The sequence below is a fragment of the Flavobacterium galactosidilyticum genome (assembly GCF_020911945.1).
GTDB classification, from domain to species: domain Bacteria; phylum Bacteroidota; class Bacteroidia; order Flavobacteriales; family Flavobacteriaceae; genus Flavobacterium; species Flavobacterium galactosidilyticum.
Map to the genome: position 1 here is coordinate 1,869,447 of NZ_CP087135.1, position 21,114 is coordinate 1,890,560.

At 34.4% G+C, this 21,114-nt stretch carries 16 protein-coding genes and 1 tRNA gene; 8 read left to right on the plus strand and 9 right to left on the minus strand.

Annotation, left to right across the window (positions count from 1 at the left end):
- The first annotated feature begins 10 nt into the window (after positions 1-10).
- From LNP27_RS08240 to LNP27_RS08255, 4 genes are read left to right on the plus strand one after another with little or no spacing between them, the layout of a single operon-like run.
- Positions 11-3,580, plus strand: a complete 3,570-nt coding sequence (locus LNP27_RS08240; protein ID WP_229941174.1) for a response regulator — start codon at positions 11-13, stop codon at positions 3,578-3,580.
- A 20-nt stretch (positions 3,581-3,600) separates the two neighbouring features.
- Positions 3,601-3,966: a response regulator gene (locus LNP27_RS08245; RefSeq protein WP_229941175.1), complete on the plus strand. Its 366-nt coding sequence runs from the start codon at positions 3,601-3,603 to the stop codon at positions 3,964-3,966.
- Between the two features lie 7 nt (positions 3,967-3,973).
- Entirely contained in the window at positions 3,974-4,783 is an 810-nt protein-coding gene (locus LNP27_RS08250) for a CheR family methyltransferase (RefSeq protein ID WP_229941176.1), read from the plus strand.
- Positions 4,765-5,349 carry a chemotaxis protein CheB gene (locus LNP27_RS08255; protein WP_229941177.1) on the plus strand — a complete coding sequence of 195 codons (585 nt, stop codon included), beginning with the start codon at positions 4,765-4,767 and terminating at the stop codon, positions 5,347-5,349. The genes LNP27_RS08250 and LNP27_RS08255 overlap by 19 nt, the downstream gene beginning before the upstream one ends.
- Before the next feature lie 15 nt (positions 5,350-5,364).
- Here the strand turns inward: LNP27_RS08255 and LNP27_RS08260 are convergent, their stop codons facing one another.
- The 5 genes from LNP27_RS08260 to LNP27_RS08280 form a co-directional block, all read right to left on the minus strand.
- Positions 5,365-5,523, minus strand: coding sequence for a type II toxin-antitoxin system YoeB family toxin (locus tag LNP27_RS08260; protein WP_229941178.1), 159 nt, complete (start codon positions 5,521-5,523; stop codon positions 5,365-5,367).
- A 91-nt stretch (positions 5,524-5,614) separates the two neighbouring features.
- Positions 5,615-6,202: a PepSY-associated TM helix domain-containing protein gene (locus LNP27_RS08265; RefSeq protein WP_229941179.1), complete on the minus strand. Its 588-nt coding sequence runs from the start codon at positions 6,200-6,202 to the stop codon at positions 5,615-5,617.
- Positions 6,203-6,616: 414 nt separating this feature from the next.
- A complete protein-coding gene (locus LNP27_RS08270; RefSeq protein ID WP_229941180.1) occupies positions 6,617-7,174 on the minus strand; it encodes a hypothetical protein in 558 nt (185 codons plus the stop codon).
- 350 nt (positions 7,175-7,524) lie between these two features.
- A complete protein-coding gene (gene purL / locus LNP27_RS08275; protein WP_229941181.1) occupies positions 7,525-11,178 on the minus strand; it encodes a phosphoribosylformylglycinamidine synthase in 3,654 nt (1,217 codons plus the stop codon).
- Between the two features lie 152 nt (positions 11,179-11,330).
- Positions 11,331-12,857 carry a hypothetical protein gene (locus tag LNP27_RS08280; protein WP_229941182.1) on the minus strand — a complete coding sequence of 509 codons (1,527 nt, stop codon included), beginning with the start codon at positions 12,855-12,857 and terminating at the stop codon, positions 11,331-11,333.
- Between the two features lie 116 nt (positions 12,858-12,973).
- Between LNP27_RS08280 and LNP27_RS08285 the strand changes: the two genes are divergently transcribed.
- From LNP27_RS08285 to LNP27_RS08300, 4 genes are all read left to right on the plus strand, one after another.
- A complete protein-coding gene (locus tag LNP27_RS08285) occupies positions 12,974-13,411 on the plus strand; it encodes a PaaI family thioesterase (RefSeq protein WP_229941183.1) in 438 nt (145 codons plus the stop codon).
- The gene (locus tag LNP27_RS08290) at positions 13,411-14,469 is read left to right on the plus strand and encodes an isochorismate synthase (protein WP_229941184.1); all 1,059 of its coding nucleotides are present in this window, start codon (positions 13,411-13,413) and stop codon (positions 14,467-14,469) included. The genes LNP27_RS08285 and LNP27_RS08290 overlap by 1 nt, the downstream gene beginning before the upstream one ends.
- A 77-nt stretch (positions 14,470-14,546) precedes the next feature.
- Positions 14,547-15,263 carry a bacillithiol biosynthesis deacetylase BshB1 gene (gene bshB1 / locus LNP27_RS08295; protein ID WP_229941185.1) on the plus strand — a complete coding sequence of 239 codons (717 nt, stop codon included), beginning with the start codon at positions 14,547-14,549 and terminating at the stop codon, positions 15,261-15,263.
- Positions 15,264-15,616: 353 nt separating this feature from the next.
- Positions 15,617-15,692, plus strand: a tRNA-His gene (locus LNP27_RS08300).
- A 204-nt stretch (positions 15,693-15,896) separates the two neighbouring features.
- On the opposite strand, the gene LNP27_RS08305 is transcribed toward LNP27_RS08300, so the two are convergent.
- The 4 genes from LNP27_RS08305 to LNP27_RS08320 all read right to left on the minus strand — a co-directional run bounded on the left by LNP27_RS08305 (position 15,897) and on the right by LNP27_RS08320 (position 21,114).
- Positions 15,897-16,910, minus strand: a complete 1,014-nt coding sequence (locus LNP27_RS08305; RefSeq protein ID WP_229941186.1) for a M28 family metallopeptidase — start codon at positions 16,908-16,910, stop codon at positions 15,897-15,899.
- Positions 16,911-16,915: 5 nt separating this feature from the next.
- The gene (locus LNP27_RS08310; protein WP_229941187.1) at positions 16,916-17,929 is read right to left on the minus strand and encodes a DUF3667 domain-containing protein; all 1,014 of its coding nucleotides are present in this window, start codon (positions 17,927-17,929) and stop codon (positions 16,916-16,918) included.
- Positions 17,930-18,028: 99 nt separating this feature from the next.
- Positions 18,029-18,799: a dienelactone hydrolase family protein gene (locus LNP27_RS08315; RefSeq protein WP_229941188.1), complete on the minus strand. Its 771-nt coding sequence runs from the start codon at positions 18,797-18,799 to the stop codon at positions 18,029-18,031.
- 113 nt (positions 18,800-18,912) lie between these two features.
- On the minus strand, positions 18,913-21,114 hold the full coding sequence (locus LNP27_RS08320; RefSeq protein ID WP_229941189.1) for a penicillin acylase family protein: 2,202 nt from the start codon (positions 21,112-21,114) through the stop codon (positions 18,913-18,915).

Consider the following 21,114-nt stretch of genomic DNA (forward strand, 5'->3'; position numbering starts at 1 on the left):
ACTATAATTTATGAAAAGTAATTTTAAAAGAAATTTATTAATAAGTTCTACTGTTTCATTAGTAGTACTAGTGATAAGTTCTACCGCTTCGTACATTAGTATAAAAAACTTACTAGAAAGTGTTACTTCTGTCAATGAAACCCAAGAAATTTTACATAATGTTAATGAAGGTGAAGCCATTCTTACAGATGCGCAAACCAGTATGCGTGGTTTTTTGCTTACAGGCAATGAGGAATTTGTTGTCATGTATAAAAAGGCTGCTCTTGAATCCAACAAGTACTTTAATAAGCTGGACGAATTAACAATTGACAATCCATCACAGTACAAATTAGTGCAAGATTTAAAAGTATTAAGAAATAATTATTTTGAATATTTAAAAAAACAGATAGCAAAAAAACGTATTGGAAAACAAAGCATAACATTTGACCTTGACGAGGGAAAAATGAAGATGGATGAATTGAGAAATTTGTTCAAGCGCATAGAAAATGCAGAGCAATTGCAGTTAAGAAATAAGAATGAAAATTCAGAAGACTATGGTAGTTTTAGTTTAATTTTAATTGTTGTAGCTTTCATAATTGCAGCTGTTATCTCCATTACCTTCTTAATTAGAATTCTAAAAGATTTTACAGAACGTGCTAGATTACAAGAAAAATTACAAGAAAAAGATAAGGAAACGGCAGCCAGAATTGAGGCTATTAGTACCATTGCCGTTAACATTGCGCAGGGAAATTACGATATACGCGTAAGCGACAGTAAGGAAGATGCGTTAGGAAGTGTAGGAGAATCGCTGAATAATATGAGTGCTTCGTTACAAAATTCTTTTTCTCTGTTATCTGATAAAGAGTGGTTGCAATCTGGCATCGCTCATTTGAATAACATCATGTTAGGCGATAAAACTATGCTGGTTTTATCTACTGATATTATTGAGTATTTATGTGTTTACACAAACAGTAGCGCCGGAGCTTTTTACATACTTGAGGGCGATGTGCTTATTGCTAAATCAGGTTACAGCTATATTCCAAATAAAAATCGAGAACGAATTCAAAGTGGTGATGGACTAATAGGACAATCTATAATTTCTAAGAAATTATTAGAACTTAAGGCTGTTCCATCTGAATATATTCAAGTAAACTATGCTTTAGGTGAAATAAAACCGAGCCATATTGTTGCATTTCCTTTAATGGACAGTACTGTTGAAGGAGCAGTGGAGTTGGTTAGTATACACGGTTTTTCTGAACTTCATTTAGAATTTTTAAGGATTGTAAGCAATAATATTGGAATCGCTATTAAATCAACTAAAAACCGAAAACGGGTACTCGAATTATTAGAAGAAACTGAAGCGCAATCGGAAGAATTACGCATTCAACATAGTGAACTCGAAGCTATGAATACGGAGTTAGAAACGCAAACTGAAAAATTACAAGCTTCAGAAGAAGAGCTGCGAGTACAACAAGAGGAGCTGGAGCAAACGAATGAAGAACTTTCTGAACGCAGTATTTTATTAGAAGAAAAAAATACGGAGATTCTGAAAAAATCAGACGCATTAGAATTATCGACTCGTTATAAATCAGAATTCTTGGCTAATATGTCACATGAGCTGAGAACGCCTTTAAACTCTATTTTACTATTAAGCCGTTTGCTATCGGAGAATAATAATGAGAGTTTGAATGGTGAAGAAATTGAGTTTGCCCAGGTAATTCACAGTTCAGGAAATAGTTTGCTAGGATTGATTGATGAGATTTTAGATTTATCTAAAATTGAAGCTGGTAAAATGGAACTGGAATATATCGATGTGACTACTAAAGAGATTACGGATGGTTTATCTAGTTTATTTAAACATGTGGCTAAGGAAAAAAATATAGGTTTTGAAATTATTGCAAACCAAGCACCTGTTATTCTTAAAACAGATAAGATGCGATTAGAACAGATTCTTAAAAATCTTATTTCTAATGCGATTAAATTCACCAACAAAGGATCTGTTAGTTTAGAGATTAAGATAAATACTGATGATGATAAAATAATATGTTTTATCGTAAAAGATACTGGAATTGGAATTCCGTTAGACAAGCAGCCACTTGTTTTTGAAGCTTTTCAACAAGCAGATGGTTCGACCAAACGAAAATACGGAGGGACTGGTTTAGGGCTTTCTATTAGTAGAGAATTAGCAAAATTGCTCGACGGTGAAATATTACTAAATAGTATAGAAGGAGAAGGAAGTACATTTACACTTTGCTTGCCAAAAGTGGTCAATAAAAGTAAAAAAGTTGTTGTATCTTCTAGATCTGACATGGAAGTTTTAGATACAATTACAGTAGCTGAGAAAGAAACGAAGAGAAAATACATTTCAACTGTAATTCCTGACGAAATTGAAGATGACAGAAATAGTATTGTGCCTGGTGATAAAGTTATTTTGATAGTAGAGGATGATATGAATTTTGCCAAATCGCTTTTAGCATTCAGTAGGCAAAATGGGTATAAAACCGTTGTGGCGGTTCGCGGAGATTACGCATTGAAATTTGCTATTTTGTATAGACCAGTTGGGATTTTGTTGGATATTGAATTGCCAATAAAAAGCGGATGGGAAGTTTTAGAAGAAATAAAAAATTATCCACAAACGAAGCATATTCCTGTTCATATTATGTCATCGCATAAACTAAAGCAAGAAAGTTTATTAAAAGGAGCAGTTGATTTTCTTGATAAACCTGTTGCTTTTGATCGAATTCCAGAAGTTTTTACTCGAATAGAACACATCATTAGCAAGGAATCGCAAAAAGTTTTAATTATAGAAGACAATCCCCAACATGCTAAAGCGTTGGCTTTCTTCTTAGAAAATCACAATATCAATTCGGAGATAAAAAGTGAAGTGTCCGAGGGTTTAGATGCACTGAATAAAAAGGATGTCGATTGTGTAATTCTCGACATGGGAATTCCTGATAGACAAGCTTATGATATTTTAGAGGGAGTTAAGAAAAGTCCTGGATTAGAGAATCTTCCTGTCATTGTATTTACAGGTAAAAGTTTGTCACTAAAAGAAGAGGTTAAAATTAAAAAATATGCCGATTCTATCATAGTAAAGACGGCTCATTCCTATCAGAGGATGCTAGATGAGGTTTCTCTGTTTTTGCATTTAATGGAGGAGAATAAAGGAGGTGATGATAAAAAAGAAAATTATAGAAAGTTGAATCAACTGAACAATATTCTGCTGAACAAAAAGGTTCTTATTGTTGATGATGATGTTCGCAATATCTATTCGTTGACCAAGGCTTTAGAAGCTTTTAAAATGAATGTAATTACTGCATTTGATGGAAATGAAGCTATCAAAATGTTAGGTGTAAATCCAGATACAGATATTGTCCTATTAGATATGATGATGCCGAATATGGATGGTTATGAAACAGCTGAAAAAATTAGAGATAATCCTAAATTTATAGCGTTACCTTTGATTGCAGTAACGGCTAAAGCGATGACTGGTGATAGAGAAAAATGCATAAAAGCTGGTGCTTCTGATTATATTACGAAGCCTGTAGATATTGACCAGCTACTTTCATTATTGAGAGTCTGGTTATATGATAAACTTTAATATAAATTTGATTTGAATATATGAATAAGAAAAGACTCTTAATTATTGATGACGATCCCAGGAATATTTTTGCATTAGTTCATACTTTACGTGCAAGGTGTTATGATTGTCTCTCTTGTTTAAGCGCTGAAGAAGCCATAGTGCTACTAAAGACTGAGGAAGTTATCGATGCTGTTTTAATTGATATGATGATGCCAGATATGGATGGCTACGATGCTATTCGTATTATTAAAAAAATTCCTTCTCGCGAAACCACCCCAATTATTGCAGTAACGGCTCAAGCGATGACGGGAGATAAAGAAAAATGTTTTCAGGCAGGTGCCGATGATTATATCTCAAAACCAGTCAACGTAGATAAGTTGCTTTTAGCATTATCTAAAATTTAGAGTTATTATGATAGAGGACATTGAATTAGAAACGTTTATTAACGATGTTTACGAATATTATGGATTTGATTTAGGAGGTTATTCTAGAGCGTCCTTAAAGCGTCGCGTTAGTAGAATAATGAATCTAGATGGATTCTCTAGTTTTTATGATTTTTTATCGAAAGTAAAATACGATGCTGATTATTACAAGAGAGCGATTGACGAATTAACGGTGAATGTAACGGAGATGTTCCGGGATCCCTCTTTTTACAAAGTCTTGCGAAATGAAATCTTGCCTTTACTGGCTACTAAACCTTTTATCCGGATTTGGCATGCTGGATGTTCGAGTGGCGAAGAAGTGTACTCGATGGCTATTTTATTGCAAGAAGCTGGACTATTACATAAATCAATTCTATATGCAACGGACATTAACACAAAGGTTTTAGAATCCGCTAAAAAAGGAATTTTTCCACTTCGAATGATGAAAGACTATTCTGAGAATTATCAGGATTCTGGCGGTCAGGAAGATTTCTCTAATTATTATATTGCAAATTATGGAAATGTCAAGTTCAGTGAAGACTTAATAAAAAAAATGGTTTTCTCTCAGCACAACCTTGTTTCAGATACTTCCTTTAATGAATTTGACATGATTTTTTGTCGCAATGTTTTAATCTATTTTGATAATGAATTGCAAACTAGAGTCATCAATTTATTTGATGAAAGTCTAGCAGTTCTTGGTTTTTTAGCATTAGGAACCAAAGAAACTATAAAATACTCCATTGCTGAAGGAAAATACAAACAAGTAAAAAAAGAAAAATTATGGAGGAAAATAAAGTAGTATCAAATTGCAAAGTGCTCATAATTGGAGGTTCCGCTGGAAGCTTGCATGCACTTATGGATATACTACCTAATTTACCAGTAATAGATTCTTTTGCCATTGTTATCGTCCTTCATAGAAAAAATTCTGATGATATGACTTTAGAAGAATTACTTAAAATAAAATCAAAAACACCGCTAAAAATAATAGAAGATAAAATCCCTTTAGATTCGGGATTCTTGTATGTGGTACCTTCGAATTATCATTTGCTATTTGAGCAAAATGGTACTTTGGCATTAGACAGTTCTGAAAAAGTCAATTATAGCAGACCCAGTATTGATGTTTCTTTTGAAGCTGCTGCAGAAATTTTTGGTAGTAACGTGATAGGGATTTTACTTTCCGGTTCTAATACTGACGGAACTGCGGGATTACTAGCAATTCAGAAAGCAGGAGGAACTGTTGTGGTTCAAAATCCAACTTCAGCCGACATGCCTTTTATGCCGAATAATGCAATCAAAAACATGACGCCTGATTATATTTTAACTCCTGAGGAAATTTTGAAGTTCATTCTTTTGATAAATGAGTGATAGACGATCGGTAAATCAATCATAATGATGTCTAGCTTTTAAGATTTGGATTTCATCGTCAAGAAATTTGTAAATTAATCGATATTCGTCGTCAATTCTTTGCGACCAAAACCAAGTACTGTCTTTATCATTATTTTTGTTTCTAGTTTTTGCTATTGTATTTTTTAACTTCATTTTTCAGCTTGTACAACTACAAGTTAATTGTCATAAATTTAATATTCCTTTAAAGACAAAAGTTTATATGTTTTTAAAGTTACTCTTATCATTAATTGTTGCGATTTTGTTTTTGCTGACGAATTCTTTTAGGACCATACCAAAGCCAGAAACCTGTTCCCGTTAGCGCTAGTAGCGCAAGTCCCATAATTGTTGTGTACGACAATTTAAATTGATCATTTTTAGTATTAAATAAAACATCTAATATAGTTCCGTCATGAATGTTTTCTATAATGTCTGATTTTCTTCTATTTATTTGCAGTACATTTCCAGTAGTACCATCTAATTGAATCTCCCAATAATCATCGTTAAACACAAACTTTACAATCCCTTTTGACGGTCTGGCGTCTATTCGCTCTATATCGCTTGAAAGCGTTTTAGAAATAGAATCGTGCAAAGTAGTCACTGCTATTGTTTGAAGGCTGTCTAAAGGAAGCCATGTTTTCAAATCAGTTGAAACACCTTTAGATGTTGGAGGAAGAATAATTCCAAAGGAATTCTTTTTCCATCCTAGAAGTAGACCCGTTATTGAAATAATTAGGAAGAATGCAAATAAAAAAATGGCTATTTGGCGATGGAGCTTTCTTAAAATGCGGAGTAAATTTGCAGATTTGTAATAGGGCTGCTCTTTTTTTGTCATGTTGTTAATTACTTTATTGTATCAAAAATTTTTAAAATAGTGAATATTACTAATGCTGAAGTTTTTTGTAGTGTGACTTTGAAATCTGCTAATATAATAGATAATTTTGAAAAACTTTTGAATTTACTATTTTGATGATTGCAGTTTTCATATTTTTTCTACTTAAATGTTACTACAAAGTAACTACATAAAAAAAAATAATCTCAAAGTTTAAGTGATGAAATTTAAATGTGTACACTATCGAAAATAAGGTTATTATATTTCAAAAAAAAGAGGATACTAAATCCTCTACATATTCCTCAATTAATTTTACGATAATTCCATAGTTCCTGCCAGTGACCGGTTCCGTTCAACACGTGCTTCATTGTTGGTGCTTCGCACCCAACGAATCCCTAGCTGTTAGCTGCTGGCTTTTTAGTTTTCTGAATATGGAATAAAACTATCTCTTTCATTAAATTCATTTACGAACAAGTTAGAAATTTCCATGTCTATTTCATTAATGTCAATATTATCTAGCAATACAGATGTTTGATGAATAACTTCTGGTAGATTATCGTTAATGCGATAATTGTAAAAAATCAATTTCCCAATTTCGAGATTCTTCTCTTCTCTTATAATCTGGAATCCAGTTCCAAGCCTGTCAAAATAAATTATTTTTAAATTAGTTTTTAAAATTCCATAATCATATCGGAAACTTATTGTTTTGGTATTCACAATCAGAGTTTCTTTTCCAAATAGATTCCAAAGTAAATATCGAATGGGGAAAACTACAATTAACACAAAAATCAAAATCATTGGAAACAGCATTTCTATTATATCATTTTTTGTAATTGTCGAAACTACAAAAATGAAAACGGTCATTAAAATCAGAATCATAATTGATAAAACAACTTTCCCGAACGTGTTTGCTTTTACATTAAATGTAGCGTAAAAGTTTATTCCATCGTTATGTTTGTTTACAGTGTTTCTCATTTTAGATATGCGTTCTCGGAAGCTTGCAACTAACTTGTAAATATGTCTCAAGACATCAGACTTATCAGTAAGCTAATATATAAATAATTATCAAAAAAGCTTACAAAAAAAATAAACTGTATCTCTTCGCTAAGCGTAAATCCGCGGGAAGGATAGCAGCGAAATTGAAAATCATCGACTACAAATGCGAATAGCTTTCAATGAGATAAATCCTTTCTCGTTTTTGAACTAGAAAGATCGTAGCGAATAGCCTGAACCTTGTGCTCACGCCCAAAACAAATTTGAAAACAAACTCCACAAAAAAAAAGCGCTCTCTTTCGAGAACGCTTTCCATATCTAAATAAAAAATATTAGTGTTTTTCAATCCATTTTCTTGCATTGACAAATGCTTCATGCCAAGGCGAAACTTCATCATTTCTGTCTTTTGGATAATGCGCCCAGTTCCATTGGTATGTAGAACGCTCTATATGCGGCATGGTAACCAAATGGCGTCCTGTAACATCACAAAGCATCGCTACATCATAATGCGAACCGTTTGGATTAGCAGGATAGCCTTCGTAAGCGTATTTCCCTACAATGTTGTAACGTTCTTCGCCTAATGGCAATTCAAATTTTCCTTCTCCGTGCGATACCCAAACTCCTAATGTTGCTCCAGCTAAGCTAGACAACATCACTGATTTATTTTCTTGTACCGTAACTGACGTAAAAATGCTTTCGTGTTTGTTACTGTCGTTGTACGACATTTTTGGCATTTTTTCGTGCTCCGAATGGATTAATTCTAATTCAACGAACAACTGACAACCGTTGCAAATTCCCACCGATAAAGTGTCTTCGCGTTTGAAGAAGTTATCTAAAGCAGTTTTTGCTTTTTCGTTGTATAAAAATGCTCCAGCCCAACCTTTAGCAGAACCTAAAACATCTGAATTAGAGAAACCTCCAACGGCTCCGATGAATTGAATATCCTCTAGATTTTCACGTCCCGAAATTAAATCGGTCATGTGAATGTCTTTGACATCAAAACCAGCTAAATACATTGCATTTGCCATTTCACGCTCGGAATTACTTCCTTTTTCACGGATAATAGCCGCTTTAGGACGTGGTTTAGAGCTGTCTATTTCTGGACTTTTCCCTGTAAAATGAGTTGGGAAAGCATACTGTAACGGTTGGTTTTTGTAGTTATCGAAACGCTCTTGAGCCATTCCGTTTTTAGATTGTTTTTGGTCTAATAAAAAGGAAGTTTTAAACCAAATGTCTCTGTATTTTACGATGTCTAATTTGCATGGGCCAAAGTCTAAAGTAGCTTCAGTAGTAGTATTTCCTAATTTGTAAAACGAAACTCCGTTAGCGTTTAATTTAGCTTCAATTGTCGCATTATCTTTCGCTTGGAAAACAATTCCGATATTCTCAGCAAATAAATATTTGATGATGTCTTTTTCTTCAAAAACAGAGAAATCTATTTTAGCTCCTAAATTCACATCAGCAAAACACATTTCTAATAGTGTAGTAATCAAACCACCACTTCCTATGTCGTGTCCTGCAAGAATTTGATTTTCTAAAATTAATTCTTGAATTGTATTAAATGCTTTTTTGAAGAACTTCGCCTCTTTAATTGTTGGCGCTTCATTTCCTATCGCATTCAACGTTTGTGCAAATGATGAACCTCCTAATTTGAATTCGTCTTGCGACAAATTGATATAATAAATAGAACCACCGTCTTTTTGAAGGACCGGTTCTACTACTTTTCTAATATCAGTACAGTTTCCACCTGCCGAAATAATCACCGTTCCCGGAGCAATTACTTCGTCATTTGGATATTTTTGTTTCATCGAAAGTGAATCTTTTCCTGTTGGAATATTGATTCCCAATTCAATTGCAAAATTCGAACAAGCTTCTACAGCAGCGTACAAACGAGCGTCTTCACCTTCGTTTTTACAAGCCCACATCCAGTTTGCTGAAAGTGAAATCCCTTGCAATCCGTCTTTTATTGGAGCCCAAATAATATTCGATAATGATTCGGCAATTGCAGTTCTTGTTCCTGCAACAGGATCAATCAAAGAAGCAATAGGAGAGTGCCCAATTGAGGTAGCAACACCTTCAATTCCTTTGTAATCTAATGCCATTACACCAACGTTGTTCAATGGCAATTGCAATGGTCCAGCAGTTTGTTGTTTAGCTACTTTTCCACCTACACAACGGTCGACTTTATTGGTCAACCAGTCTTTACAAGCTACTGCTTCTAATTGCAATACTTGCTCTAAGTAAGTCGAAATGTTTCTTACTGAGTACTCTAGCGGAGCGTAATTGTAAGCAATCGTTTTATCGTTCATTATCGTTTTTGGTGAACTTCCAAAGAAATCTTCCAAAGCATAATCCATCGGTTTAGCACCTGTAGATTTAGACTCAAAAGTAAAACGGTGATCACCCGTTACATCACCTACTTGATACATAGGAGAACGCTCTCTATCAGCCACTCTTTGTAATAAATCAATATCTTTTTGACCAATCACTAATCCCATTCTTTCTTGAGATTCGTTACCGATGATTTCTTTTGCGGAAAGGGTAGGATCACCCACAGGCAATTTATCTAGATTGATCAATCCACCCGTTTCTTCTACCAATTCCGAAAGACAGTTTAAGTGTCCACCAGCTCCGTGATCGTGAATAGAAACAATTGGGTTATGGTCGCTTTCTACTAAACCACGAATGGCGTTAGCAGCACGTTTTTGCATTTCTGGGTTCGAACGCTGTATGGCATTCAACTCAATTCCTGAACCAAAAGCACCAGTATCTGCAGAGGAAACTGCAGCACCACCCATTCCGATTCTGTAATTTTCTCCACCTAGAATAACAATTTTATCACCTTCTTGTGGTTTTTTCTTAATGGCTTGGTCTAATTTTCCGTAACCAATTCCACCAGCTTGCATGATTACTTTATCGTAACCAATTTTGCGATTGTTTTCTTCGTGTTCGAAAGTTAAAACAGAACCTGTAATTAGCGGTTGTCCGAATTTGTTTCCAAAATCAGAAGCTCCATTTGAGGCTTTGATTAAAATATCCATTGGAGTTTGGTACAACCATTTTCTAGCTGCTACAGCATCTTCCCAAGGACGATTTTCGTCTAAACGAGAATACGAAGTCATGTAAACTGCTGTTCCTGCTAAAGGCAATGAACCTTGTCCTCCTGCTAAACGGTCACGAATTTCTCCTCCTGAACCTGTTGCAGCTCCGTTGAAAGGCTCTACGGTTGTTGGGAAATTGTGTGTTTCTGCTTTTAAGGATATAACCGAATCGAATTCTTTTATTTCGTAAAAATCAGCTTTGTCAGCGGTTTTAGGTGCAAATTGTTGCACTCTTGGGCCTTTTACAAAAGCCACATTATCTTTATACGCCGAGACGATATCGTTCGGGTTTTCTTGAGATGTTTTTTTGATTAATTTGAAAAGAGACGTTTCTTTTTCCTCGCCATCAATTACAAATGTTCCGTTGAAAATTTTGTGACGGCAATGCTCTGAATTTGCTTGTGAGAAAGCAAATATTTCAGAATCGGTTAATTTTCTACCTAATTTGGTTGATAAATTATCCAAGTATTCTACTTCTTCAAGGCTTAAGGCCAAACCTTCTTTCTTGTTGTAGGCATCAATATCTTCGATGTCTAAAATAGGTTCTGGTTGCACATTGATTGTAAAAATATCTTGATGTAACTCTGTATATTTTTGTGAGAGCATTGGGTCGAAATCAGTGAAATCTTCCGTTGCTTTATGAAATTCCTCAATTCGAATGATCCCTGAAATACCCATATTTTGAGTGATTTCAACGGCATTTGTACTCCACGGTGTCACCATAGTGGCACGTGGTCCAACAAAAAAATCCGTTAATACGGATTTTTCTATTTTATTTGAGTCGGCAAAAAGCCAGTTTAATTTTGAAATGTCTTGAGCCGAAATTTCGTTTTGCGTTTGTACTGCAAAAACAGTTTTGCTTTGGTTTTCAAAGAAATGGATCATTGTTGTGTAGTTTGTTGTATTTACGGTGCAAATTTAGTTTAAAAAAGTAGTACGAGCAAGGATTAAAATTTCAAAAATAAAATTTTAAATCCCAAAGAAGAACTTCGTAATTATGCACGAAAATCTTGCTTTAATTCTCTGTTTTCTTAACTCTATTTTGGAAATTCCATACTCTGATACGCTCCTAAATCAGGAGGCGAAGTTCTTGTTTTCCCTAAAACGTCCAACGGAATTAAATAGGCCGAATTCCCTTTTGCGAAAGCGGCAGAAGTGGCGTCAATATTCAACTTGTTTTGTGCTATTTTAAAGAATTTTGGGTCTTTGTTTAAAATAATTTCGTTGTAATGTGCTGGATCCGTTGTGAACTGATAATCTGGATTAGTTGCGAATTTGTTGGACGTATTGTCAAATTTAATCAAGCAATTATTGAATTGGTATTTAAAAGCTGCTCCTGTTTTTTTATTCAACGTCATTTCATTCGAATAGGATCCATAAATAATACAATTGTTAAAAGTAGCGGCCGCTAGATCTTTTACTTCTGGAATCGCACCCGCAACATAATTGCTTATAGCAACGGCAACTTGCTGTGAACTGTTCCAGTTATTATTGAAAGTAGAATGTGTAAACGTATAATTGCCACCATAAGTGCACGCTAAACTTGCTTGTCCGGCGTTATTTATAACTACATTTTCTCCATTAATTTTAGCGGTCTGCGCCAAAATACCGTAGTTAGTCGAGTTGTAAATTTGGGTGTTTTTTATAGAAACTGTAGTGCCATCATTATTTTGGATTAGTAATCCAATGGTTGCATTTTTGATCGTCAAGTGATTGAATGAGTTATTTGTGCTGCCATCAGTTATCCAAATAGTTCCCCATTGTCCAGGAACATTTTCAAAATCAGGTTCTAAGCGATCGCCTTCAAAAATGACTTCATTCTCCATTTTATCCGTTGTTGAAACGGTTCCATTTACTTTTATAGATGCTTTATTGGTAATAATAAGCCCTGAATTAGCGTGAAAATGAACTTTGGTTCCTGCTTCAAAAGTGGCAGTTTTATTAGCAGGAACAGCGGCATACCCATAAATAACATACGGTTTCTTTTTAGTAAATTGCAACTCGTTTCCATTTATAGGATCATTTTCGTCCAAATAAAAACCTTCAATTTTCTCGTTTCCAATAGGCAATGTTTCGGTAGTTCCATCTGCAAAACGTTTTGGATATAGAAAAACGGCATCTTGAATAAGAGTAACCAATTCTACATTTTGAAGATTTTGTCCACTGTCAAACTGAATTTGGTCTGTATATAAAAAATCACTTGGATTCGCATCGGCAATATTTACAGTAGTTTCAATAAAAATATACAAACTGTCTTTCGCCAATAAATCTACGTTATTAAATATTTTTCCTTTGTTTCCTTGCATTCCATCAACCGTCATTCTGTATTTAGAATTTAGGCCTTTTGCTAATTTTATAGTGGGAATGGTAATGTCATTTTTACTTCTGTTGTACACTTTCAATCGGTACGTGCTCGAACCGATATTGGTAAAAACAGTATCAAGGTAAATTGTATCTTTTGAGAACTCGAGTTTGCCAGTACTTGCTTCGGTTTCAAAATCAGAGCGACACGAACTAATAGACAAAATTAATCCCATTAAAAACAATACTATTTGTGGACGCATCTGCTTTGTTTTTTTTGTAAAAATAGGAAAAATCTATTTTGAAATTAGATTTACAAATGTAATTACCGTCTTCTCCGGTATCTTTTCTTTAATTTTACGGATTAAAATACAGAAACATGACATTTGATAAAGAAAAGATACTTCACTACTGCAATAAAATTTCCGAAAACACTTTAATGCGCACTTTGAATATCACCTACACTGACGCTGGTGAGGATTTTTTAGTAGCTACAATGCCTGTTACTCCAGCGGTTCATCAACCTGTTGGATTATTGCACGGCGGAGCATCAGTTGCATTAGCAGAAAGTGTTGGAAGCGCTGCTTCGATGCTATTTGTAAATCCAGAAGTGAGCGAAGTGCGTGGAATAGAAATATCAGCCAATCATTTGAAAGCAAAGCGCAACGGACTGGTTACAGCAACGGCTAAGATTGTTCATAAAGGTCGCAGTATTCACTTGTGGGAAATTAGAATTGTTGATGAAAATAATAATTTAATTTCGCTTTGTAAGTTGACAAATATGATTTTGCCAAAAAGAAAAAGTACTGACAAATAATGGAATCAATTGACAGCAAAATCCATAATCAGCTAAAAAAGAACCTCCCTTTTGTTGTTTATTCAAAACCAAATTCGGAGGAAATAACTGGTTTTTTTCAGCATAATGACACGCTATTTGAAGTGAATGACTTTACGGAAAAAGGCTTTGTTGTAGCAACTTTTGATGGTGTAAAAACCTATTTAATTCCTGAAAGTGAATCGGAGTTAGTGCATTTTTATTTGAATAGCAACGAAATAGCATTTTCTGAAAAGGAATTGTCAAAAGCTGATAAAAGTGCTCAAAATGATTTCGAATCTCTGGTGTCTAAAGGAATTACAGCCATAAAGAACGAGAAGTTTCAGAAAGTTGTTTTGTCCCGAACTGAAGTAGTTGCTATAGATGATTTTGATATGGTGGAAACCTTTCAAAAGTTAGTGTTGCTTTATCCTTCGGCTTTCGTGTATTGTTTTTATCATCCTAAAATTGGAAACTGGATTGGTGCCACTCCTGAACAGTTATTAAAAGTTGCCGAAAATAATTTTGAAACAATATCGTTAGCTGGAACACAAAAAGATACTGGTTCCTCTGAAATCGTTTGGGGAGAAAAGGAAAAGGAAGAGCAACAATTTGTAACCGATTATTTGGTACAACGGCTTCAAAATATTGCTTCGGCTGTACAATTCACAAAACCGTACAGTATAAAAGCAGGAAGTATTTGGCATATAAAAACAGATGTTTCCGGTGTTTTGAATTCTGATTTGAGTTTGAAAAAAGTGATTCAGTTACTACATCCAACACCTGCTGTTTGCGGTTTACCAAAAGAAATAGCCAAAGACTTTATTTTGGAAAACGAACCTTATGACAGGAGTTTTTACACGGGTTTTCTGGGAGAATTAAATTGCAGTTTTGCACGAGAAACAATAAGTTCTGATTTATTTGTAAATTTGCGTTGCATGCAAATTAAGGATTCACAAGCTCATTTATATATGGGTTGTGGTATTACAAAAGATAGTAATCCTGAAAAAGAGTGGGAGGAAAGTGTCAATAAATCGATGACAATGAAGAGGGTTTTGTAATTAAAGTTTGATAAAAAACTTTTATAATTCAATACCCAAAAAAAATAAGACGCTTAGCGAAAAATAAAAATAAAAATATGAAATTAGATATACTAGCTTTTGGAGCGCATCCTGATGATGTTGAATTAGGTTGTGCGGGAACTATTTTAAAAGAAATCTCTTTAGGGAAAAAAGTTGGAATCGTTGATCTGACTCGTGGCGAATTAGGAACTCGTGGTTCTGCTGAAATTAGAGATCAGGAAGCCAATGCTGCAGCAAAAATTTTAGGAGTTGTTGCTAGAGAAAATTTAGAAATGCGTGATGGTTTTTTTGTAAATGATGAAAAACACCAGTTAGAAATTATAAAAATGATTCGTAAATACCAACCCGAAATCGTTTTGTGTAACGCAATAGATGATCGTCATATTGATCACGGAAAGGGAAGTAAACTAGTTTCTGATGCTTGTTTTTTATCCGGTTTAATGAAAATTGAAACTGAATTAGATGGTGAGAAACAAAACGCGTGGCGTCCAAAATTAGTCTATCATTATATTCAATGGAAAAATATCGAACCTGATTTTGTAGTTGATATTACTGGTTTCACAGATAAAAAAATAGAATCTATTTTGGCTTACAGTTCGCAGTTTTATGATCCAAAGTCTAAAGAGCCAGAATCCCCAATTAGCAGTAAAAACTTCCTAGAAAGCTTAAATTACCGCTCGAGAGATTTAGGAAGAATCGCTGGCTTAGAACACGCGGAAGGTTTTACAGTGGAAAGACATGTGGCAGTTAATAGCCTAGCAGATTTGAAGTAAGAGAACTATAATTTTCAGCTATTAACTTTTGACTTTTAATTAGCTACAGTCGTTTTTTATTTTGACATCTTTGTGACATACTTTAAAAAAGAACCATTTTCTTCTCTTTTTTAGCCCTGTAAAATCAGTTAGCTGAATTGCTAATTACGAGTAAAGACTCTCTAGAAAGCTGAAATTACAGCTTTAGAGATTTAGGAATACTGTTAGTTGCAAAATCTATTAAAGATTTTATAAAGGAAAGATATTTGGTAGTCAATAGCTTAGGATATTTAGCGGAAAATAGATGTAATTTTTTGAAAAAAACATTTGCAAAAGTAAACTTATGTTGTATCTTTGCCACCGCTAAGCAACATGGTGGTTGTAGCTCAGTTGGTTAGAGCATCGGTTTGTGGTACCGAGGGTCGCGGGTTCGAGCCCCGTCTCCCACCCAAAAGGCAAAAGCCTCTCAGAAATGAGAGGCTTTTTTTGTGGTAAAATTTCGCAAAAAAAACCTTGAATTTCTTCAAGGCTCTTATTATATCGAGTTTTTTGCACAAGGGATAGCAGTGAAAATCCTGCGCATTTTTAGCGCAGATTGTAGCGAATAGCCCGACCACGCTGCAACGCTAGTGGAAGTGTGGATGTGCCCAAATATTATTTTTTATCTACAACAGGTCTATTATCTCTGTTAGCAAGTTCCCAAGCGGTTACAAATGCGAATTGAGTTCTTTTAGTTAAAGCATCATATTCAATTTTGTCCGGAGTGTCCGTGTGTTTGTGGTAATCAGCATGCACTCCGTTGAAGAAGAATACTGATGGAATGCCGTTTTTAGCAAAATTATAATGGTCTGAACGTTCATAAAAATGGTTTGGATCTTTTGGATCATTGAATTTATAGTCTAAGTTTATTTTAGTGTATTTAGCGTTTGCTTCTGCACAAATTTTATCTAAATCAGATGATAAACGGTCTGCGCCAATAACATATACGTAATTATTGCTGTCAGCGTGAGCCACATCACGACGGCCTATCATATCAATATTGATGTTAGCAATCGTATTCGCCAAAGGGAATAATGGATTTTCAGAGTAGTATCTTGAACCATGTAAGCCATGTTCTTCGCCAGTTACGTGAAGAAATAGTATAGAGCGTTTTGGTCCATGTCCTGCTTTTTTTGCTTTTTGAAAGGCTTGCGCAATTTCTAATAAAGCTACTGTTCCTGAACCATCATCATCAGCACCGTTGTAAATGTTTCCGTTTTTCATACCTACGTGATCGTAATGTGCTGAAATTACTAAGACTTCATTTGGTTTTTCTGAACCTTCAATATAAGCCCATATATTTTCTGAATCGGGTAAGTTTTCGTTGCGTTTTGCATTCAGGAAAGCCGCTGGAACTTTTTGGTAAAAATCTGAAGCAGCAGCAGGGAAGGAGATGCCATCTTTTTTATATTGATTGATAAGATAAACGCCCGCTTTTTTCTGTCCAGCAGAACCCGTTTCGCGTCCTTCCATTTCATCTGAAGCTACGATGTAAAGGTGTGTTTTTAGTTCGTCAGCCGTAATGGTATTCATGTATTTTGTAGGGTCAACTTGACTGACGCTTATTTTTTGAGAGGTACAACTTATTGTTAAAATTGCGAACAGGCTTAATAAAGGGATTTTTTTCATTTTAGTTAATGTAAATTGATAAATGTGTAAATGGCAAAGATTGATAATATAATTAGAATTAGAACGAAGTTAATGAAAAATAATAAACTACTTTTTAAAAATGATATCCAACGCGTTTCTCCATAAAAGCGATGATGTGCTGGATAGAAATAATATAGCATCCATCCAATTCCTATAAAGTTAATGATGACCTGAAAAAAAGATAAGAGAGATGATTCTATAAGAGAATTAATCGCAGTATTTATGAGGAATAGGATCAATAAAAGCAATAATAAAAAGGAGAAGTAATGGAGTGTGAATATTCCATGATCAAAGTAATACCAACGTTTCTTGCTATGAAATAACCATAGTAAGAATGCGAAGATTGGCATAAGTACAAATAAAACTTTGGGTAAGTTATGGGTGTAGGAATTTATGAATTTTTCAATAATTTCTTTATTGGTATTATGTTCTTTAGTCAACTGGATTCGTTTGTTTATCCAATAATTTAAATCGGACAGTTTTTCTGACTTCGGTGCATTCTTTTGGATAGAGTCTAATTGTTCTACAGATTCGTATCCAAAATTAAAATTTTTTTCTAGATCAACAGTATCAATTTGCTGGCTCGGGTTGCTGTCTTTTTTATGGCTATGACTTTGAAAATTTTTGTTTTTTGTGCTAATTTTTGTTTCCTTTTTGGAAGCGTAATTTAAGGGCTCGTTTTGACTCGAAAAAAGTGCAATTATTAAAAAGGTGATAAAGCTAATGAAGATGTAAAGACGAACGGGAGCTAAATAGGTCAGTCGTTTCCCAGAAAGGTATTCTTTTGTTAATGCAGCTGGTTTGAATATAAGATTTTTTATAGTTGGCCAAAAAGCATTTTCATAATGCGTTAAGTCCTCAAAAAAATGGATAAATAGGTGATGAAAAGTTTTCCTAGTATCTGTATTTTCTTGCCCGCAATTAGGGCAAAATCTATTTTCTACTACATACCTGCAATTGAGGCATGTTTTGTCATTCCTGATTTTACTTTTTGACATAAAAAAAACAGTATAAATTCTATGAATCTCCTAATTTCAATATATAAATCTAAGAAAAAAAACGAACTTATACTGTTTCTGAAAATTATAATAAATAAATTATTTCAAAACATCTTTCAGGAAAGTTTTCATACGTTCCCAAGATCTTGTAGCTGCTTTTTCGTTGTAAGCTGCTCCAGAGGATTTATCGTTACCAACTTCTGGCTCCGTAAAAGCATGAACGGCATCAGCGTAATATATCATTTCCCAATCTGTTTTAGTATCGCGCATTTCTTGTTGAAAAGTATTTATTTCGGCAGCAGATACATAAGGATCGTCTGCACCGTGTAAAACTAAAACCCTAGTTGTTATTGGATTATTCACTCTCGCAGCATCGCGACCTAAACCACCGTGAAAAGAAACAACTCCTCTCGTTTTCATGCCAGCTCTAGCTGCTTCAAGCGCTCCTGTTCCTCCAAAACAATATCCTATGACAACAATGTTATCAGAATTTGCACCAGCTTTTACTAATTGGTCTAAAGCTAGTTGGATTCGTCTTTGATAATCAGCGGTATTAGTTTTGTAAAAACCAGCCATTTTTCCCGCTTCTTGGGTATTTGTTGGGTAGTTTCCTTCCCCATAAATGTCAGCTATAAATGCATAATAACCCATTTTTGAAAGTTTTTCTGCTGATCTTTTTGAATGTGCGTCAATTCCTTTCCAGGCAGGAAGTATTAAGATTCCAGGTTTAGTTTTGCTTCCTTTTACGGGAGCAATTGACAATCCATTAAGTTTTTGATTTCCATCAGTGTACTTTACCGTTTTCAATTGCGCAAATGATACGCTTGAAAAGAATAATAGACCTAATAAGGTAAATAGTGCTTTTTTCATAATTTTTGAGTTTTTTTTATTACTACTAAATTCTACAATTATTCTGTGTGGAAATTAAGTCGATAATTTTTTTATTTTATGACTGCATTTTTAAATCTTATAGTGCTTAAATTTCATTGACCAGGATGATAGGTTCGCTGTGCATTTTTTTGAACATCTTCCTTATAAAATAGGACATCTTTGAATTTTCCCTCACGATACATTTCTGCTTGATCATAAAAATGTTTTGATTTTGGATCTCCGCTATTGCCTCCTGCTAATAAAGATTTTGCTTTAACTTTTGGTCCAAATTCTACCGCACATACAAAACTATTTCCGTTGAAACCGTAACGCTTTTTAGTGTCTTTTTGATAATTGCTTTTGTAAGCTGGCAAACTCCCCCATAGCGCTGGACCATATCCAATAGGTAGACTTTCTTTGGCATCATCATAAACTAAGTCAATAGCTCCGCAACTTCTTTGAAAACGATTGAGCTCTCCCCAAGGAATTTGCCAAGTTCCAAACTTGGTTTTCAATTCATTTACAACCATTTGTAATTGAGGAATTAATTGTTCTGGAAGAGCACTTTTTACAAAATTTTTAGTATTTTCTACTTGGTCCATTTCACCTTCATCAACATATACTTTTTGAATAATTGGATCTAATTTGTAAGCCCATTCGATGGCTAATGTTGTAGCAACAGAATTTTCTTTGGTGTAGTAATCCCATTTTTTTAATAGGTTAATAGGCTCAATTAATTCAGCATAAACTGCATTATCCTTATTTATATTTTTTTCGAAAGAAGCTACTAAGGCTGGAATCAAAAATTCAAAAGCTGTAAGTTTTGTGTCATAACCATCAGCAATTACTTTGTCTGAAGTATAGTCTTTGCCTTTACTTAATAGGCGTACCGCATTTAATCCTCTAAAACTTTCTCCATCAGGCGCCATATATGGTAAGTAATTTTCTCTTTTTGGACTATTTCCGCCCGCAACAGAATAAGGTGTTGAGTTGCAATTTTGTAACCAGCCATTTATAGGGTTATAAGAATGTACCGTCTCTGAAACGCTGTGTAATCCTTTCCATTGTGTTGCTGAGGTGGTACCATCCATCAGTTTTGACCAATTTAGTTTTTTATCTCTTACAGGAATAAAATTTCCATGCCAGTACGCAATATTGCCTTCTTTGTCAGCATAAACGGTATTATTTGAAGTATTGGCTTTTAAGTCCATTGCTTTTTTATAATCCTCAAATCCTTTTGCTTTGGTGCGAACCCAACTCTGTTCCAAACTTTTCATCGAACGATTATTGGATTTTAAGCTAATCCATTTTCCATCTCTTTTGGCCATTATCGGACCGTGGTTGGTGAAATACGTTTTGAATGTTTTAGGAATTAGTTTTCCGTTTTCCAGATATTTGATTGTAATTTTTTTTTCAATTACAGGTAACAATTTCTTGTCATATTCGTAAAATAATTTGTTGTTTTTAGTGATAATTTTTTCGGAATACATATCCGCTACATCTACATTTGATGAGGTATGCATCCAGCCACAGCTTTCATTAAATCCTTGGTAAATAAAAAATTGTCCCCAAGTTACGGCTCCATAAGCGTTCAATCCTTCTTCGCTGCTCATTTGTATTTCTGGGCGGAAATAAAAAGTAGTATGTGGATTGATATATAAAATAGCATTTCCAGAAACTGTTTTTGAAGGTGCAATTGCAAATCCATTAGAGCCCGTTTGAACATCTTTCTCCCTTTCGATATAAGCAACTTTATCATTATTTCCAGAATAGAAAGCTTTTAATTCACCCGTCGAAAGGTCAGCAGTGCTAATGGCTCCAATACTTCCATCAGTCCACAGTAAAGGAAACCAAGGCTCAAAATGAGTCAGTAAAGCAGGTTTTACTTCTGGGTGCTTGTAGAGATAAAAGTTTATTCCATCCGCATAACTGTTTAATAGTTTTTTTAACCAAGGTGCTGCTTTTTTATAATCCGCTTTTGCTTCTTCAGTATCAATTAAAAGTTTTATTTCTAAATCATTATACAAAACTGATTGTCCTTTAAGTTCTGAAAGGCGTCCAAGTTTTTCGATATAATTCATTTCTACTCGTTTGAAATCATCTTCACATTGGGCATATAGCATCCCAAAAACAGCATCGGCATCGGTCTTACCGTACACGTGAGCAATTCCCCAATTGTCTCTGATAATGCTTACTTGCTTAGCTAGTTTTTCGAGCCTTTCAATTTCTTTTATAGTTATCTTTTGGGAAAACATTGGTAAGTTAAAACAAAAAACTAAAAGGAGTAACGGTAAATAATTCTTGATGTAGTTCAT

Excerpts from the sequence above, each read along its gene's own strand:
- LNP27_RS08240 (WP_229941174.1), top strand. The coding sequence starts at position 11 with ATGAAAAGTAATTTTAAAAGAAATTTATTAATAAGTTCTACTGTTTCA.
- LNP27_RS08245 (WP_229941175.1), top strand. The coding sequence starts at position 3,601 with ATGAATAAGAAAAGACTCTTAATTATTGATGACGATCCCAGGAATATT.
- LNP27_RS08250 (WP_229941176.1), top strand. The coding sequence starts at position 3,974 with ATGATAGAGGACATTGAATTAGAAACGTTTATTAACGATGTTTACGAA.
- LNP27_RS08255 (WP_229941177.1), top strand. The coding sequence starts at position 4,765 with ATGGAGGAAAATAAAGTAGTATCAAATTGCAAAGTGCTCATAATTGGA.
- LNP27_RS08260 (WP_229941178.1), bottom strand. The coding sequence starts at position 5,523 with ATGAAGTTAAAAAATACAATAGCAAAAACTAGAAACAAAAATAATGAT.
- LNP27_RS08265 (WP_229941179.1), bottom strand. The coding sequence starts at position 6,202 with ATGACAAAAAAAGAGCAGCCCTATTACAAATCTGCAAATTTACTCCGC.
- LNP27_RS08270 (WP_229941180.1), bottom strand. The coding sequence starts at position 7,174 with ATGAGAAACACTGTAAACAAACATAACGATGGAATAAACTTTTACGCT.
- purL (WP_229941181.1), bottom strand. The coding sequence starts at position 11,178 with ATGATCCATTTCTTTGAAAACCAAAGCAAAACTGTTTTTGCAGTACAA.
- LNP27_RS08280 (WP_229941182.1), bottom strand. The coding sequence starts at position 12,857 with ATGCGTCCACAAATAGTATTGTTTTTAATGGGATTAATTTTGTCTATT.
- LNP27_RS08285 (WP_229941183.1), top strand. The coding sequence starts at position 12,974 with ATGACATTTGATAAAGAAAAGATACTTCACTACTGCAATAAAATTTCC.
- LNP27_RS08290 (WP_229941184.1), top strand. The coding sequence starts at position 13,411 with ATGGAATCAATTGACAGCAAAATCCATAATCAGCTAAAAAAGAACCTC.
- bshB1 (WP_229941185.1), top strand. The coding sequence starts at position 14,547 with ATGAAATTAGATATACTAGCTTTTGGAGCGCATCCTGATGATGTTGAA.
- LNP27_RS08305 (WP_229941186.1), bottom strand. The coding sequence starts at position 16,910 with ATGAAAAAAATCCCTTTATTAAGCCTGTTCGCAATTTTAACAATAAGT.
- LNP27_RS08310 (WP_229941187.1), bottom strand. The coding sequence starts at position 17,929 with ATGTCAAAAAGTAAAATCAGGAATGACAAAACATGCCTCAATTGCAGG.
- LNP27_RS08315 (WP_229941188.1), bottom strand. The coding sequence starts at position 18,799 with ATGAAAAAAGCACTATTTACCTTATTAGGTCTATTATTCTTTTCAAGC.
- LNP27_RS08320 (WP_229941189.1), bottom strand. The coding sequence starts at position 21,114 with ATGAACTACATCAAGAATTATTTACCGTTACTCCTTTTAGTTTTTTGT.